This window comes from Peribacillus huizhouensis (assembly GCF_014138605.1).
GTDB lineage: Bacteria > Bacillota > Bacilli > Bacillales > DSM-1321 > Peribacillus > Peribacillus huizhouensis.
On the sequence record NZ_JACJHX010000016.1, the window covers coordinates 1 to 18,737 of the forward strand.

An 18,737-nucleotide genomic window follows, 5' to 3' on the forward strand; every position below is an offset into this window, starting at 1 on the left:
AAAAGTGTTTGACTTGCTCATTTGTTTTTATAGTGTGTACTCACTTAAATTTAAACGTTGGCGCTTTGTTTTGTTCAGTTTTCAAAGAGCAATTTTTTATTGCCGCTTATCTCGTAAGCAACTTTTATATCATAACATCCACCATTTAAAGTGTCAATAACTTTTTAATATTATTTTTCAGTATCTTCAAAGTTACATTATTGTTCTGTGGCGTATTTCATATAATATCACTCTCTAAATACACTGTCAATAAAAATTGTAACTTTTTCTCTAACCTATTTACTTGCAGCTTCGAAAGAGGCTACGAAGCTTTCTAAGCATGCTATTTCATTCTGTTATTTCAAAGATAGTTTATGTAAATAATAAGAGAGTGTGCCCTATAACGAAAGGGTCATACCCTCGGGACACACTCTCTCCAATATTACTCTGCGTTTTCTTCAGTGTTTGAATCTTCAGTTCCTGTGTCTTCAGTTTCAGTATCTTCCGTATTAGTATCCTCACTTGAGCAACCAGTGGCAACTCCTACCAACATGAAAGCTGCCATAAATGTTAAAAGCCATTTTTTAAAATTTTTCATATTTCTTATTGCCTCCTCATAGTTCCATTTTAGATTACAAAACTATAATACAAGCTTCTAAATGAAAATAGTCAATCTAGTCCGAATTTTCACATTAATTAACCGTTTCTTAATATCACCTTAATAAACTTAACGTTTTTCTTCTCCCTTAATGAACGACCCCACAATACAAAACAAAGGATCAAACCTCACAATGTATAAACTGCAAGGTAAGACCCTTTTGGAACTCTCTCTCTCTACTTAAACTTATTTAATAATGGAGATAATATCTCTTTCTCCACTTTCCACTGTACCACTTTTATCAATTTGAATAGATTCTCCATCTTTTAAATTAGTGAAGACGATTGGTGTAATAATAGAAGGAGCATGTTGATTCACGTAATCTAAATCAACTATTAAAAGTGGTTGACCTCTTTTCACTTTGTCCCCTTGGGCGACGAGCGCGTCAAATCCTTTCCCTTCCAACTTCACTGTATCAATACCGACATGGATTAGAATTTCACACCCATTATCAGATTCGATACCGAGTGCATGTTTAGTTGGGAAGAGGTTAACAATCACTCCATCTACAGGAGAAACAATCGTTCCATCTGTTGGAAGTATCGCAAAACCGTCACCCATCATTTTCCCAGCAAAAACAACATCTGGCACTTCAGTGATAGGTTTGATTTCCCCAGTAATCGGAGAAATGATGATATCCGCTTTTACTTCTGTTTGTATAATATCCGGCATAACTTCTTCAATTTGTTGTTCCACTTCTTCTTCCTGCTTTGTTACTACGTTTTTTGGAACTATCCCACTCATAATATCCTTCATTTGCGACTTGATTGTTTCTGAGCGCGGGCCAAAAATAGCTTGAATATTGTTTCCCACTTCAAGTACACCGGCAGCGCCAAGTTGCTTCAGACGAGCTTTATCAACATCTTTAACATCATTAACAGATACACGTAGTCGAGTAATACAAGCATCAAGGTTGGAGATATTATCTTGCCCCCCCATTGCATCAAGAATATTATAAGGAAGCTCATTCACTGTTCCTTTTTTACCTTCTTGCGATTGTTCATCTCCTACCTTTTCACGGCCAGGAGTCATTAAATTAAATTTATTTATCGCAAAACGGAAAATCACGTAATAAATTACCGCAAAAACAAGTCCTAGAATGATCGTAATCCACCACGGCTCTTTTCCTGGCAAGATCCCAAAGAGTAGAAAATCAATAGCCCCTCCCGAAAATGTATAACCGATATTAACACTTAAAAAAGTCATTAACACAAAAGCTAACCCATCTAATACTGCATGAATCACATACAATACAGGCGAAACAAACATAAATGAAAATTCAAGCGGTTCTGTAATACCTGTCAAGAAAGATGTCAATGCAGCTGAACCTAATAAACCGGCAACAATTTTTTTCTTTTCCGGCCTTGCCGTATGATACATCGCTAAGGCTGCCGCCGGCAGACCAAACATCATAATTGGATATTCTCCAGCCATGAAGTTACCAGCCGTTATATCTACACCATCTTTTAACTGAGCAAAGAAAATCGTCATATCACCACGAACAATTTCCCCAGCAACCGTTGTGTACGTACCAAATTCATACCAAAATGGCGCGTAGAAAATATGGTGTAACCCAAACGGTATCAGTAACCGTTTGATAAAACCAAAGAAGAACACTGCAAAATAGGTCCCCTCTTCAATTAACCAAAGTGATGCACTGTTCATCGCATCTTGAATCGGCGGCCATACTAACAGCATAAATAGACCCGCAATTAAAGATAGGACAGCTGAGGCAATAGGAACAAAACGTTTGCCCGAAAAGAAACCAAGGAACGAGGGCATTTCAATATTATGAAAACGGTTGTAGCTATATGCCGCAATCAGACCTACGATAATTCCACCAAACACGCCTGTTTGAAGCGTAGGAATCCCTAGAACATTTGCAAAACTCGGGTCACTAGCTACCATTTCTGGCGTTACATCCATCCAGGTACTCATGACCCGATTTAACACTAGATAACCTACAAGCGCAGCAAGAGCAGCCGCCCCATCACCAGCTAATCCAATGGCGATTCCGAGCGCAAAGATAAGTGCCAAGTTACTAAAAATAACTCCCCCAGAATCCTCCATCACCCTAGCGACCAACTGAATCCAATTAGCATCTAAAAATGGTAGGTATTGCAATGTCACATCTTGTTGAGCAGCATTCCCTAACCCTAGTAGCAAACCTGCTGCTGGTAACATAGCCACAGGAAGCATAAATGCTTTCCCTAACTTTTGCAAAATACCAAAGACTTTTTTCCACACAGCCAAAACCTCCAAAATTTAAGATTTGTCAAACTGATAAAGTGAGACTTCAATCAGGCTTTTACAGGCAGTTGCCCCACCTACTCTTCTTCGATTCCTCTATGCCTTAAGGTGGGTCTTACTGGCCATCAAGGCAGAATAAAACGTTTACAATAAAATCCAAATAAAAAGGCATAAGTAAAGAAACGCACCGGAAGAGCGTAGCGAGTATACTTTACCCACTATCGCTTCATCCAATCGCTTTCTTCACTTATGCCTGATCGAATCAGTAACACGTAAAGGTTATGATTGTTATATAATTTTCTTTTGTAACCGCTGGAGGTGCATCGTCAAGTAGACGGCTTCTGCCTCACATACTTGTTTTTTCAAACGCTGTTGCATAATTTTTATCAGTTTCCAAGCAAGATTATAGCATAACGGATACGCATCTTTCAAGAGAGTAGCAAGTTTTTCAGGCTCATCAACTTTCTCACCTTTCAATACCCTATTGATCGTATATCGCAAGTGACGCACAAGCCTTACATAATCGATGCTTTCTTTATCAATAGCTATTTTCATCTGTTCTTCTATAAGATTTATCAAATGAGTAACTAGCTGAGAGTGTTGATTCACTTTTGCTAACTCATTATTTGTTAGCGCACTATGAATATGGAGGGTAATAAAGCCAGCTTCCCCTTCTGGAAGTCTAATACCCGTCTTTATTGCTAAAATCTCAATTACTTCTTTTGCAATTTCATATTCAAATGGATAAAGCGTAGCCGTTTCAACTAAAAATGGATTTTTTATTGATAATCCATTTGCAATTCTGTTTAAGGCAAAAAGTAAATGATCGGTCATCCCTACATGAATATATTCATTTATCCCAGATACTCTAGCACTTATATGATTTATCGCTTCAATGATGGCTCCTTGATGTTTTTCATCGATTTCTGGAAGTAATTTTTTATAATCTTCCTGTTCTTTTTTCCCCGTTAACACAAACATCTTATCAGCATTCACTAAAGATATTTCGTCGTCTCTTTTTCGATTGAATCCAATTCCTTTGCCAATTATTACGGTTTCGCCATAAGAAGGATGGTTTGCTATCACCACATTATTATTCAAAACCTTATTAATTATAGCTACACCCATCTACTTCCCTCTTTCACCACATAATCTATATCATATATGTTAGTCAATCCACCAAACTAAATCAACCAATAACAATCCCTGATAGAATCGCTAAACCCACATAAAAAAAAGAGGACCAAATAGGTCCTCTGTTCATTTATTATACTAAGAAAATAAAATAGGCGATAAAGATGACGAACAATCCGTACATAATAGGATGAACTTGCTTTGCTTTCCCTGTCATAATCATCGTGATTGGATAAAAGACGAACCCACAAGCAATACCTGTTGCAATACTGTAAGTTAACGGCATCATGATGACTGTGAAAAATGCTGGAACTGCAATTTCAAATCGTGACCAATCAATATGTTTCAACCCAGTTGCCATTAGAACTCCGACAATGATTAATGCTGGAGCTGTTACCGCTGATGTTACTACTGAAAGAAGCGGGAAGAAGAAAATAGCAAGAATAAATAATAATCCTGTAACAATCGCTGCAAAACCACTTCGCGCTCCAGCAGCTACACCCGATGTGGACTCAACATAAGATGTTGTCGTAGAAGTTCCTAAAATAGCTCCAGATACGATAGCTAATGAATCTGCAAGTAATCCTTTCCCTGCTCTTGGTAGGACGTTATCTTTCATTAATCCTGCTTGTTGAGCAACAGCCACTAGCGTTCCAGCTGTATCAAAGAATGCAACGAATAAGAAAGTTAAAATAACTATCAGCATCTGACCTGAGAATAAATCAGTTAGATTCCCAAACGCTTCGAACGCAGCTCCGAATGTAGGGGCAATGCTCGGTACTGCTCCGACAATTTTCTCTGGAAACGGTACTAGACCGAAAATCATACCAGCAATTGCCGTAATAATCATACCTAGAAAAACACCGCTCTTAACACCTCTCGCCATTAAAATGACTGTAATAATAATACCAAAAATCGCAAGAAGTGTGTTACCTGAAGTCAAATCTCCTAACCCAACAAGGGTTGCATCGTTTTTAACAATTATCCGTGAATTTTGAAAACCAACAAATGTAATAAATAAACCAATACCTGCTCCAACTGCTAATTTAAGTTCTGCAGGAATTGCATTTATGATCTTCTCACGAATCCCCGATAAAGAAAGAATAACGAAAATGATTCCAGAAATCAGTACACCTGATAAAGCAGTTTGCCACGGAATACCAAATCCGAGTACTACTGTAAAAGCAAAGAAGGCATTCAATCCCATGCCTGGAGCAAGTGAAATCGGATATCTAGCAATCACTCCCATAAGGATCGAACCGATACCTGCCGCTAATGCTGTCGCAACGAATACAGCACCGTAATTCATTCGAAGTTCTTCAGGATATCCGTCAATGCCCTGAAGTGTTAAAATACTTGGATTTACAACTAGAATATAAGCCATGGCTAAGAAGGTTGTCAGACCCCCAATTATTTCTCGACGATAATTCGTGCCAAGTTCTTGAAATTGGAAATACTTTTTCATTATTCAGTCTCCCTTAAATGAATTCATCATAAATCTGAATGCTTGCGTCTAACCCTAAAGGTTCTTAACTACACTCTTTCGTAGCCAAGCAATTTTCGGTAGCCACAGAAATCATTGGGTATTATCGCCAATGATATACAACAAATTAATATGATTTACTAATAAGCACTGTCCAATTTTACTAAATAGGAAAATGGCTGTCAATAAAAAAACGAACATTATTTCTTTCTATCAGAAATAATGTTCGTTTATCATTTTATAATTACGATTAGAAATCAGAAAATTTTAGTATCCCCAGCCTATTCCCATTCAATGGTTGCAGGTGGTTTACTTGTAATATCATAAACGACACGGTTAACATGGTTTACTTCGTTAACAATTCTCGTTGAAATTAGTTCCAGAACATCCCAAGGAATACGAGCCCAATCTGAAGTCATTCCATCAATTGAAGTGACAGCACGAATACCAATTGTATAGTCATACGTACGTGCATCTCCCATAACTCCAACACTACGAATATCAGGAAGCACAGTAAAGTACTGCCAAATTTCACGATCAAGACCAGCTTTTTTTATTTCTTCACGTAAGATATAGTCTGATTCACGGACAATTTCTAGCTTGTCCTCTGAGATCTCTCCTAACACACGGATTCCCAACCCAGGACCCGGGAACGGTTGACGCCAAACGATTTCATCAGGCATACCAAGTTCTGTTCCAAGTGCACGTACTTCATCTTTGAACAGCGTGTTTAACGGTTCAATCAGCTTGAACTGCATATCTTCAGGTAGACCACCAACATTGTGATGCGATTTAATCGTTTGTGCTGTTGCTGTACCACTTTCGATAATATCTGTATAAAGAGTACCTTGAGCTAGGAATTCAATTCCTTCTAATTTCGTTGCCTCATCATCAAATACATAGATGAACTCATTTCCAATAATTTTACGTTTTTTCTCAGGGTCAGAAACACCTTCAAGTTTAGAAAGGAAACGTTCTTTAGCATCTACTTTAATAACATTCATTTGGAAGCCTTCGCCGAGCATTTTCATAACGCCTTCTGCTTCGCCTTTACGCAAAAGACCATGATCAACGAAAATACACGTTAATTGATCTCCAATTGCTTTATGAATAAGTACAGCAACAACTGATGAATCCACTCCGCCGCTTAGCGCACACAACACTTTTTTATCTCCGACTGTTTGACGGATTTTTTCCATTTCAACTTCAATGAAGTTTTCCATAGACCAGTCACCCTTACAGCCACAAACACCAAACACGAAGTTTTTCAGAATGTCGTTTCCATAAACAGAGTGGCGAACTTCTGGATGGAATTGTACAGCGTAAAGCTTTCTTGATTCATCACTCATCGCTGCAATCGGACAAGATGCATTCGTTCCATCAACCGTAAATCCTTCTGGAGTTTCCACAACAAGATCTCCATGGCTCATCCAGACAATTTGTTCTTTAGGTAGATCATTGAATAGTTTCGAATCGTTTTGGATCGCAAGAGTTGCTTTACCATATTCACGGTTTTTTGCTTGTTCAACTTTTCCACCGAAATGCTGCGTCATCAATTGCATACCATAGCAAATTCCAAAAATTGGTAATCCAAGTTCAAAAATACGCTCATCACATCCGAAAGCAGATGCATCGTACACACTATTCGGTCCACCAGAGAAAATAATTCCGGTAGGGTTTATTTTCTTGATTTCTTCTGCCGTAATAGTATGGGGATGTAATTCACTGTACACGCCAAATTCACGAATACGTCTTGTGATTAATTGATTATATTGGCTGCCAAAGTCTAGCACGACAATCATTTCCTGGTTCTGTAAGTCTGTTTTCCCCGTCACTATTGTCACCTCAGTTGATATATTCACTTCTTTAATATAGGTTGTTCAAAAAGTCCGGTAAAAATAGCTGTCGAATTTCTTCGTCGCTCTGTCTCTCCGGTCCTCACGTATTACTCCATACGCTCCGGTCCTCTCGAGATGCGCTCCTCGAACTTCTCGGCTCTTTTTATCCTCCTTTTTGAACACTCACTTATAGAAGCGGCTTGTTCTTATTATTTCAAAGATGTAAAAATAAAACACAAAACAGCTAAACTCCACCCTAAAAAAGTTTAAAAAGGCAGAATTTTAGCTGTTACACTGAAACATCTGCCTTCATAGTCAAATCATTTACGGTGATTCGGTAGAGACTTTCGATCCATATTATCGAGGATATATGAAGGGCTCGTATTTGAATGTTTCAATTGTACCAACATGTTAAAAACATGGTCAAGAGGTAGTTTCTTTAATTAAATTTTCCCATAATTCTTGATACTGCTTCCAAACTTGTTTTTCTTGGTCTCCACGGTACAAAAACCTTTCATATCCCTCAGTAAGCTTCAGCATATTATTATTGGCCATGCTATAAACAGTATCAACATAAACCGCGTATTCTCTCAACGTCTGGCCTTCACGTCGTTGTACACCTGCTCGATTTAATTGTTTAAGGAGGACGTGATAAGCATTTGTAAATGTGTCTGTACTATTTTTCCCTTTATATCTTGTAATAAATACATAAGGTAGCCATTTTCTTCTCGATTGATAAAACAAAAATGTAAGTATCGACACAACTCCAAGACCAATCGCGATATTTCGCAAAAGTACCTTCCAAGAAATATCAACGGACTTTGAATTTGTTCGTTGATTTGTTTGATCGACTTCTTCCAATGGTTTCTTAACCGGTTGAGATGGCTCTCTTTTCTCTGGAGTCGTTATAGCCGCATCATGATCATTCATATTAGCTTGAGTATTCACAGAAGCATCGTAAAACCGATTTGTATTATTAAAGCCTTTTGTCGGCTCAAATGGAACCCAGCCAACCTCGGGAAAATAAACCTCTACCCATGAATGAGCATTATTATTTGTGATCATATAAATAGATTCACCGTTTTTAATCGTTGCTACCCCATCAGAATACCCTTTTGCCCAGCGTGCCGGAATATCAAGGGAACGCAATAAAACAACCATTGCAGTGGAGAAATTATCACAATACCCACGAAGTGTTTCAAATAGAAATTGATCCACATAATCTTGTCGCTCTTCCGGATAAGGAATGTCTTGCTTATCATACACAAATTCTGGCCCATCAAAATGATTTTCAATGGCTTTTGCTTTGTCATACCAGTTATCTTGAGTACTAGTGATCTTTTCCGCTAAATTGCGAATCCTTTCAGGTAGATTCCTTGGCAGTTGTGTATAAGTATTCATGATGTTCTCAGGAATATTATTTGCAGATGTAACTTTTCTCAAATAGTTTCTATCAAACGTTGTAAGAAAATAATCGATTTCATAATCCGTTAGCTTGAGCCTGCCCCAACTTTTCGATTGTGCTGTCAATAGATTCGTCGAGTCATTAAACATATACTGATCGGCATCATCAGCTGAAACTCTTTGAAGAATACTAGGAGTCGGATACGGGACATGATTGTAGAATTGCTCCATTTTTACGGACGCCTTTAGTTCTTGAAGCCTCATTCCAGGTAACGCTGCAGCTGAAGTAAGGTTCACAATATCCTGATCATTATCGTACTCAGTCAATTCGCCATGATTATCAAGCATCGTCCAGCCCTTGCCTGTATAATGAGACTTGTTCTCCACCTTCCAGTAATGACGAGTCGAAGCATCTGCATAAAAAACAACAGTTTGATCGTCTGAAATTGAACCACCTAGCTTTGTATCATTTTCTCCATACCCAACACGCTTGCTTCCTGCACCATTCGAATCTCCTGATGATTTATTTGCATAGGATGTAATAAACGGAACAGGATCTGGCCATTGTGGTTGTAATTTCGGTGCCGCAAAACCAATTGTCCCGCTAGCCAACACCATGATTGATAACGGAATAAGCCATCTTCGTAAACCATCCATAGACACCGTTAACTTTTCGTGTTCAAATAAACGGGAATAAGCGAGCAATCCTAGCACAACTAAACCAATAATCATTACACGTATAATGGAATTATCCGCATCATATGGGGTAAATGTATCAAGAACCGCTAAAAAAACAATCGTGAGAAGAAAAAATAAAAAGATATTTCGACGGATAGTAACCCAATAATGAATTAAATACGAAATAAGCCAAATCAAAATAAAAAATAACCATGTTCTGAAGCTGTTCGTTAATAACATCCAGTCCGCTTCCATGATTCTTGAAATGTTCAATTTCATATCACCCATAAGTTCCCCTATCCAAGCGAGATCAAAAAGTGACAATTGCGAGTATAAATACTGAATGGCAAGAGTCATATATCCCATTAAAATCAGAATTCTTACTACCCAATGCACCCGCAAGAAGTATGTAAGCAAAGAAAGACACATAAAAACAATAAACATACCCATATTATCAGTATCTGTCAGTTGATTAACCGGCTGTAGCCATTCCCATAACAACAAACCTCCAAATCCGTATAAAACCACTTTAAACAAGCTTTCGAGTAGGCTTTTTCTTTGAATCATTGTGCTACCACCTCGACTAAACCAGATTCAACATGTCCCCGATCCAAGTAATTAACTCTCATTCCTCTTGTATAAGCGGATTGTCTTGCCGCTAGCTCTTCAATTGTCAACGGCTCTTCTCTTTTTATACAAACTATTGAAAACGACTGGTTGGTTTTATAAGCACTGATTTGTTCCACTGTTCTTCGAGTCAAATGGGAAGTAATTATAATGATTGCTGCATTTTGCGTAAATATAGTTTGATGTAACCCCAACAAAGAAAGCAAGCTTCCTTTTTCATCTGCTTCTGTTTTAGCAAGTTGATAAAATATCCTTTGCCTCTGGCCATCTCCGCCACGGACTGCTAGGGGCGCTTCATGCATCGCTGAACCTGCATATCCAACAAGAACCCCTTTCTTCAGTAAGGCATGCGCGAATGAGGCAGCAAATACAACCAAATCTTCAAAGGATTGTGAGGGTTCTTCGTCTAAAATGATATACACATCATGATTTTTCTGCTCATCAAATTCCTTGGTCATGATGGCATTCTTATTGGCCGTAGCTTTCCAATTAATCCAAGAAAATTGGTCGCCCGGTTGGTATTCTCGAACTCCACTGACAATGGAATACTCGCGCTGCATCTTTTTTACAGACCCTACTTCGCCACGATCAAAGAAATTCTCCAATTGCTTATACGCCAAATCATAGTAAGCAGGCCAGACTAGAATTTTTTTTGGAAGGTCATACTTGGCTTCCTTGTCGAATACCCCAATGATATCTCCAGTTTTCAGACGAATCCCCGATAAGCTATGGTCTCCCCTTGGTAGATTATGAAGCTTCATCCTAAGTGAAAATGATTTCCGAAACCAAGGAAAAATAATTACTTTCTTCATCGAAGCGCTTTTACCTAATCTGCCATCAAGCTCTTCTTCTATCAAAAGAAATAAAAGCGGAAAGCGGTCTTTTCGTGAAATTTCAATTCTTACTTCAATCGTTTCCCCTGCTCTAAACTCCGTTTTATCTAATGATCTTGTTACTGTGAACTTGTGTATCGGATAGAAAAAGACACCGATCGAACAAAGGGCAAAAGGCAGAAACGTAAAGAGTAAAAACCAACTAAGGAAGCCTCCTTGAAACATCGCAAACACAAATGCAAAGAACACTAAACAAATGAGCATAATGACCTTTACATAAGGTCTTATTTTCTCCACTAATAATTGCATCATTAATTCACGGCCCTTTTTACTGGCACTGGATTATTTTCAATAATCTCAGCAACCACTTGCTCAGCTGTAATCCCCTCGTACTTCGCTTCAGATTTCAAGATGAGACGATGCGATAACACAAACGGGGCAAGATATTGAACATCATCCGGCAACACATAATCTCTGTTACATAATAGTGCATAGCTTTGAGATGCTTTCATTAAGGCTATTGATCCACGAGGACTTGCACCTAAGTACACACTACGATGATTACGTGTTCTTTGTGTCATTTCAACAATATAATGTTTAATCGTATCATCGACAATGATGGACTTTGCCTCTTGCTGCAAACCGCGCAGTTCAACCAATGACATCACTGGCGCAAGATTCTCAATCGGCGGTACTAAGCGGGCCCGATTAAGAACTTCCATTTCTTCATATATATCAGGGTATCCCATTTTCATCTTTAATAAAAAACGATCCAATTGAGCTTCAGGTAGCGGATAGGTTCCTTCATATTCAATAGGATTTTGCGTCGCCATGACAAAGAACGGCTGCTCCAACACCCTTGTTACACCGTCAATCGTCACACTAGCCTCTTCCATCCCTTCTAATAAAGCAGATTGAGTTTTTGGAGATGTTCGATTAATCTCATCAGCGAGGATAATATTTCCCATTATTGGCCCAGGTCGGAAAACAAATTCTTGTTCCTTTGGATTATAAATGGAAACGCCTGTTACATCAGATGGCAACAAGTCAGGTGTGAATTGAATACGTTTAAAATCTGCACTGATTGACTTTGCCAGCGCACGAACCATCATTGTTTTGCCAACACCCGGAACATCTTCCAACAAAACATGCCCACCCGCCAGTAGGGCTACTACACTTAATTCTGCTATATCTCTTTTCCCAATAATAACCTTCTCAATATTATGGATTACTTCATTCAATTTTGGGTGCTTTCCTTCATATGTCATTTCTTACCTCCTGTAAACCATTCCTTATCATTTTTTCAAAAAAACCGAAAAATTTCTTACCTGTTCTTATTTGATATAAACCATTTCTTGAAACTAAGTTCGACAACTTTCTCGAAACCCCTTCTTTTTCCAGTATATTTACAATCTTTACATAATTGAGTTACTTAAAAGATTCAGGCTATTAACAGAGATTAATATGGTTAGATAAAATTCTAAAGTACTCTATTCCACGCATGTATGAAAACTTACTATCCGATATCGAAATCATAAGCCTGTAGATTTCGTACCAAAAAGTTTTTATCAACTTGAATCCACAATTAAAACATTGGATCTTTTATTAAACAAGTAGTTATTCGAATGTTAAAAATAAACTAAATATATCTAGTGAAAGTATAAGTTTTTTATCAGAATTATATGGTAAACTACTGATAAGTGAATATAATCTTGCAGAAAAAGGGTGCTGAACTTTCAGCTTAATAGGGAATTCGGTGAAGAACCGAAGCTGTTTCCGCAACTGTGAGTGCCATGAAATAAGGATAAACCACTGTTTATTTAACGGAATCGGGCAAAGTGCAACATTCTGTGATATTAATGGGAAGGTTCTTAAAGTAAAATGAAGCACAAGCCAGGAGACCTGCCTTCTTTCCAGCGTATTATACTCTTCGGAAGATAAGAGGATTGTACGGCAAACTCTCATCTTTTCTTTCCAACTGGATATGCATGATGGTGTGCCGCCCAATTTTCTTGGTCGGTTTTTTTTATAGGAAGCGATCCAAAGGGGGATTCACTCTATTTGCAGATAAGGGGGATTATATTTGGCAAAAAAAGATTTCCGTTTTATGTGTTATCCATACATGCGTGAATCAGCTTCAACAGTGGACTTTGAAATCAGGACTGACTCTTTGACATCACGAATCGGCTTAGCATGTGCATTTACAAAGGATGTCCCTGTTGTACACAAAGATTTAATGTATTTACTCGACATGGGGTATAACCTAAATGGCTCAGTACGCGGACGTTTAGGCATTACGCAAGAAGACTTAGATCACTTGAGTAGCATGTATGATTTTTATTCAATAGAGGTAAAAGACGCAATCAGCACCTTCGTTTTACCACAAGGAACTCCTGGAGCTTGCATTTTACATACTTGCCGCAGCGAAGCCAAGAAATCGGTGCGAGCGCTTCATAAAGTGAGTCTTGAAAGAGAAGTTCCTAAAATCTTGTTCGATTATACTCACTTATTAGCGAACGTTTTATTCGTTATGGCCGTCTATGTCAATAAACAACTTGGCGTCGATGAAATCCCTCACGAGAGTATATGTTATGACATTAAATCGACGAAAAAATAATGCATCCACTCAATAATTGGAATAAGAAATGAGGAGAACACAATGAAACAATTCATATCGAACAATTGGCTACTTGCCCTAATGCTTTCATTTACTTTAGTACTTGCTGGGTGTGGGAATAATAATCAATCAGCACCAAATAAGGATGATGCCCCTGCAAGTGAAGTTAAACAAGAAAAGGACCAGCCATATTCAGTAACTGACGATCTTGGCAACAAAATCACCTTTGATAAAGTCCCTGAAAAAGTTATCTCCCTTCAGCCAAGTAATACAGAAATTCTCTTTGCTCTAGGTGCAGGTGAAAAAATAGTCGGGGTCACAGATGTTGATAACTATCCAGAAAAGGCAGCCGACATTGAATCAGTTTCTGATTCAATGAATATTAATGCAGAGAAAATAATTGCATTAAATCCCGATGTCATTATCGCCTATACGATTGGTGACGAGGCTACCTTACAGCCACTGAAAGACGCTGGAATCCCAATCTTTGTCATTGCATCTGCTGCTACATTTGAAGATGTTTACGGTGACATTCAGCAAATTGCAGAAGTAATGGGCGTTAAGGAGAAAGGCGCTGAAATCGTCGATGCAATTAAAAACCAAATTGCAGCTGTGGTTGATAAAACGGACACTGTAAATGAAAAGAAAAGTGTCTATTTAGAAATAAGCCCTGCTCCAGAAATCTATACACCTGGCAAGAAGACATTTCAACAAGAAATCTTAGCAAAAGCAGGGGTAACCAACATCTTTGAGGATCAAGAAGGTTGGATCAAAGTTTCTGAGGAAGAAATCATTAAGCGTAATCCTGATGTCATCACAACGACTGCTGGTTTTATTGAAAACCCTGAGCAAGAAATTAAGACCCGTACAGGCTGGGACCAACTTACAGCCGTTAAAGAGGACAAAGTATACTACTTAAATGAAGACGTGATGTCCCGCCCAGGACCACGCATAGGCGAAGCTGTCGAACTTGTTGCCAAAACCGTCTACCCTGAACTTTTTAAATAAACCGAAACTTCATACTGTGGCGTGGGCTCTCCCTATTCTTAGGCATAGCCCAGCAACCTCGGAAAGTTTCTTGTACAGAAAAGAACCCAAAAGGGTCAGACCTCACACTCTATATACCGTTAATGCCCGAATGGTTCAACTAACAATCAGTGGGGTATGAAGCCTCCCACTGATTGTAGTTTCACTTTACCATGACATTTAACCGTCTTCTAAACAATATATAGTAGATGTGTCCTGACCTTTTCGTTATCAAACAATCTCTTTTTTGTATGATGGACATGAGGCGGTTCTTCGTAAAATCAGCTCCGTACCGCCATCTTCATAAGGTGATACAGTTTATAGAACCTGATACTTTTTCATCGTTGGGCTTTAGAGCAGGCGCTCATGGATGTTTTACTTGTTATGAAACATGACTCATAAACCACATCATTCTACCTCCAACGCGCAAACCATTTCCGAATTTTTTCTTTGTTACGTTCAATAATTTCCTTTGACGTCGTATTTTCCTTTTGTTTTTTCCATTCAAAAAAGCTGGCAAGTGCGATAAGAACGAGACCACCAATGATCAAATAGAGCCACCATGGCAGATTGCCCCATAGATGATTGGTATTCATATAAATATTTAACAAAATAGTTCCTGTCCCTGCAAAGAAATACGACTTATATTTCATAACGAATCCGAAGATGATTGCAACTAAAGCCAACGTACCAATGATCAATGCATCATTTACTGTATTTCCTTGTAGAGCGTCCATGATTAATACTAAAAATAATAAAGGAACAACTATTAATTCAATTGTTTGTGTTATATTCCCCGAAACAATTACTTTTCTAAGCAATAGTGTACTGATAATAAACAATGGAAGAATCATAATTTCAGTTTCTATCAGATTAGGAATCGTAAACTGGTCAACAACGACATAATATGGATACAAACTCCATAACACAGCTGCCGATAGATAGATTTTCTTTTCTAGTGAATCTAAAGTGAAAGCCCGAATAACCAATAAATATCCGCTGACTAAGCAGGCTGATAGAATTTCTAAAGCAGGATTATTTGCTGTATACATAACAACACGCCAGTTAATTGCTATCACATACAGAAATCCTGCGATACGATACACATCAATCGCCAGATACGTTTCCTCTTTCCGGATCATCCCCTGGAAAAATACTTTACTCATCCAAGTCATCACGCATAATGCCACGAACAACACAAGTGTACCTGCCAGTATTGATAGTTCATTCGCATAACGCACATAATACAAGAATGCCAAAAGAAGTGGGATCGTAATGAAATGTTCCCATTTCCTTTTCATCATTAAATAGATGACAAACCCGGCTTGACTAGTGAAAAGCATAACGGAAAGTACATTTAAGTAATTAGAAAAATGGAACATATTCCAATTTGTTAAATATAAGATGAGAGTCAAGTTTAAGAATGCCAGTAAATAATAGTCAATCATCCGTTTCCATTCTAGATTCACTCGACTCCAAAGAATCGTTATAAGAGCTGACGTCAAAGTCCAAGCAAATAGTAGATAATTGGATAGCCCATATTCCTGGAAAAACAGCAATACTTGCAACTGAAGAACGGTAAATCCAACGTATGTAAAGATAAAACGCTCCCAGGTAATGGTCGTTCTTACAGCACTGATTGCAAGGAGACTAAGCGGAATTAAGTAGAAATACAGATTGGCCCCTGTCATACTTATATAAAGATAACCTAGTGTTGCCACAAGCAGATTTGTCAGCTGACTAAACCAAAAGAAATAGTTTCTGCCTGCCTTCGAATATTTCCCCACATACTCTGACAAGAAGTAGAACAATAACGGTCCCACAAATAGGTAAGCCATCCAGATATATTCATTCTCGAATTTAAATATTGCCCAGATCGATGCATACACGCCTGCTGTAGTATAGACAACTAGAATCCATAGAGGATGATGACGATATACATAAACGGACAGAATATTGATCGCTGTTGAGACCATCATTAAAGCCGTAATCAGAATAGCTGACAGTGTTCCAAAATAAAGCGTCATAAACGACACCATCGATAGGACCTGACCGGTAATAAAAAAGGTATTGAAAAAGCTTTTATATGAACTTTTCAAGTAATAGCCTAGTCCGATTAAGAGGAAAGCGACAATCATGACATGTAAACTAAGTGGAATTACAAGATCATACCATCTGCTTGTTTCACTACTATACAGATACAAAATAAGCAACGATGCAGCTAGGGTTAACGGAAAACCATACGTACTTATATCCTTCATCCATTTTTCCGCTACTTTATTATGACTGAAAAACAATAAACCAGAAATCGCAGCAAGAAAGAGGCTGACGATTAACCAATCTCCATTCACCAAATTGATATAAGTCAAAAACAACATCACACTACTCGAAAGAATCCCTATACTCGTTCGGAATACCTCCATTGTTTTGGCAAAATTATAGACAAACAGTCCTAAATAAAGGAGGACTTGAATCACAAATAGGAAACTAGAGTGCACCGTAAAGGTCCATTCGAATGCCCAGCCAAGATAAACAAGTGAAAGATTAAATAAGACAAGTGCTGGATAAGTATATACCACTTTCTTTGTTTGAATGGCTAAAAATACATATTGTGCGGCAAGAAGGATCAGTGCAAAGAATATTTGTGCATATCCTTCTCCAAACACTTGCGCATTTACATAGGCAAATACAAACACACTACTTGTAATGCCCGTATATACAAAGCTTTTCGATACTTCTTCATTTTTGTTAGCCATAAATAAATATAGAGCAATGAACACGATTGGAAGTACGGCAAAAGCAATAGAAGTGAAATCACTCAATACAGCCGAGTTCAAGACAAGATGGATATAGCCGTAGCTGAATACAATACTAAAGGCAAAATTATAATATTTTTGATTGTATTTTATTGTTAACAGTAGGAATTGCAGTGATGCTAAGAGCAAAGTAAACGAATAAAATACTGTGCTTGAAGCTAGCACAAACACAACAAACGCTTCGACTATAATTTTGAATTGGATGAAGTAAAATAAATAGGGTTTGAATAACGCCAATTGTTGATGATTTTTCAAACGATCCATATACCATAAAAATAATAAGTTAAACATTATGAGTAGTATAAATAATGTTTCTGTAGTTGGCGCCACATAGGTGAAGCCGAAGCATGCCGCTAACGCAAAGGTGAACAATGAAAGAATAGTGAATAATTTCGAAGCAAAACGCTTAGCAATTACAAAATAGAGCCCCAAACAAATCACTCCGCCAATCAACCCTAATAACCCTCTCCCATCACCCTGTAACGATAAATATTCTCCAAATATCCGATAATACGAAGCTGATAATATCGTAATTGGAATGAATAGACTTGCGAGCGTTAAAAAGGCAAAGGCCGTTTGCTTAATTTTTAGTTTGAAGGCGATAAAAGCCATCCCAAAGAAAAACACTGACACCATGCTAATACAGAAAACTTTCAGAACAGCATTCAAGGCTCCCCACGTTGACGTCGCTAATATAAGACCGCCAAACAAGAGCAGAATCACACCCATTACCAAGACTAGTGTTATATTTCTTTCTCGAATTTGCTCCACTGATTTTACAGGTTTCACAACAGATTGCTGTTGAATGACTTGCCTTGGTTTTGGGCTAGCCATTGGTGTTTGTAATGAATCTTGAATTGGTTTTTGCACGAACTCTTCAGTTCGCTGAATGTTATGTGGAACTTCATTTGGAATTTCGCTCGATTGAACCGTTTCATCTTTTTTCTGTTGCTTTTCCATTATTGCTACTTGCTGCCGCACTTGGTGATAATGCCGTTCATATGCACTGCTAAGTCTTATGTAATCAGATTTAGGAATCAATCGTTTTTCTCTTAGGATCTTAAGTTCTTCCTGAAAGATCTCCCGCTTCTTTTCAAAGGGGATGTATTCATTAGAATCCGTCACAGTAAGCCCCCTTTCTCTTTAAAACTCCACTACTATACTATAGAAAATTATACACATTAATTCCTGATATTGGAATAAAAAACCGAATTGCCGAGATAAAGTGACACTTCAGTCAGACAATACAATAATCAATCGATTGATTAAATGGGCCGAAAACTCACGCATCTCCTCGGCTCAGTTATAATGGCTTGAGAATAATTTGTAAAAATTTGCCGATAGCATATATCATATAAAACTCCTCCAGTTCATTCCTTCTATTGGCATTATAG

Annotated in this window: 11 protein-coding genes and 2 riboswitches; of the genes, 2 read left to right on the forward strand and 9 right to left on the reverse strand. The window is 38.0% G+C overall.

Annotated features, from left to right (window positions below; genetic code table 11):
* Positions 1-421: 421 nt before the first annotated feature.
* The 8 genes from HNP81_RS18930 to HNP81_RS18965 all read right to left on the reverse strand — a co-directional run bounded on the left by HNP81_RS18930 (position 422) and on the right by HNP81_RS18965 (position 12,152).
* A complete protein-coding gene (locus HNP81_RS18930; protein WP_182503658.1) occupies positions 422-577 on the reverse strand; it encodes a hypothetical protein in 156 nt (51 codons plus the stop codon).
* Positions 578-823: 246 nt separating this feature from the next.
* A complete protein-coding gene (gene ptsG, locus HNP81_RS18935) occupies positions 824-2,884 on the reverse strand; it encodes a glucose-specific PTS transporter subunit IIBC (protein WP_182503659.1) in 2,061 nt (686 codons plus the stop codon).
* 291 nt (positions 2,885-3,175) lie between these two features.
* The gene (gene glcT, locus HNP81_RS18940; RefSeq protein ID WP_182503660.1) at positions 3,176-4,015 is read right to left on the reverse strand and encodes a glucose PTS transporter transcription antiterminator GlcT; all 840 of its coding nucleotides are present in this window, start codon (positions 4,013-4,015) and stop codon (positions 3,176-3,178) included.
* A gap of 139 nt (positions 4,016-4,154) precedes the next feature.
* Entirely contained in the window at positions 4,155-5,486 is a 1,332-nt protein-coding gene (locus HNP81_RS18945; protein ID WP_028394096.1) for an NCS2 family permease, read from the reverse strand.
* 299 nt (positions 5,487-5,785) lie between these two features.
* Complete coding sequence (gene guaA / locus HNP81_RS18950; protein ID WP_028394097.1) at positions 5,786-7,339, reverse strand: glutamine-hydrolyzing GMP synthase; 1,554 nt, start codon at positions 7,337-7,339, stop codon at positions 5,786-5,788.
* A gap of 295 nt (positions 7,340-7,634) precedes the next feature.
* Positions 7,635-7,736: riboswitch (purine riboswitch) on the reverse strand.
* Positions 7,737-7,765: 29 nt separating this feature from the next.
* A complete protein-coding gene (locus tag HNP81_RS18955; RefSeq protein ID WP_182503661.1) occupies positions 7,766-9,991 on the reverse strand; it encodes a transglutaminase TgpA family protein in 2,226 nt (741 codons plus the stop codon).
* Entirely contained in the window at positions 9,988-11,196 is a 1,209-nt protein-coding gene (locus HNP81_RS18960) for a DUF58 domain-containing protein (protein ID WP_182503662.1), read from the reverse strand. The genes HNP81_RS18955 and HNP81_RS18960 overlap by 4 nt, the downstream gene beginning before the upstream one ends.
* Positions 11,196-12,152: an AAA family ATPase gene (locus HNP81_RS18965; protein WP_028394100.1), complete on the reverse strand. Its 957-nt coding sequence runs from the start codon at positions 12,150-12,152 to the stop codon at positions 11,196-11,198. Before HNP81_RS18965 ends, HNP81_RS18960 begins: the two co-directional genes overlap by 1 nt.
* 438 nt (positions 12,153-12,590) lie before the next feature.
* Positions 12,591-12,809: riboswitch (cobalamin riboswitch) on the forward strand.
* A 182-nt stretch (positions 12,810-12,991) separates the two neighbouring features.
* Between HNP81_RS18965 and HNP81_RS18970 the strand changes: the two genes are divergently transcribed.
* On the forward strand, positions 12,992-13,501 hold the full coding sequence (locus HNP81_RS18970) for a cobalamin adenosyltransferase family protein (RefSeq protein ID WP_034302759.1): 510 nt from the start codon (positions 12,992-12,994) through the stop codon (positions 13,499-13,501).
* A 42-nt stretch (positions 13,502-13,543) separates the two neighbouring features.
* Positions 13,544-14,509 carry an ABC transporter substrate-binding protein gene (locus HNP81_RS18975; RefSeq protein ID WP_028394102.1) on the forward strand — a complete coding sequence of 322 codons (966 nt, stop codon included), beginning with the start codon at positions 13,544-13,546 and terminating at the stop codon, positions 14,507-14,509.
* A gap of 431 nt (positions 14,510-14,940) precedes the next feature.
* Here the strand turns inward: HNP81_RS18975 and HNP81_RS18980 are convergent, their stop codons facing one another.
* Positions 14,941-18,468 (reverse strand): hypothetical protein, encoded by a 3,528-nt coding sequence (locus tag HNP81_RS18980; RefSeq protein WP_182503663.1) that lies wholly within the window; start codon positions 18,466-18,468, stop codon positions 14,941-14,943.
* Positions 18,469-18,737: the final 269 nt, after the last annotated feature.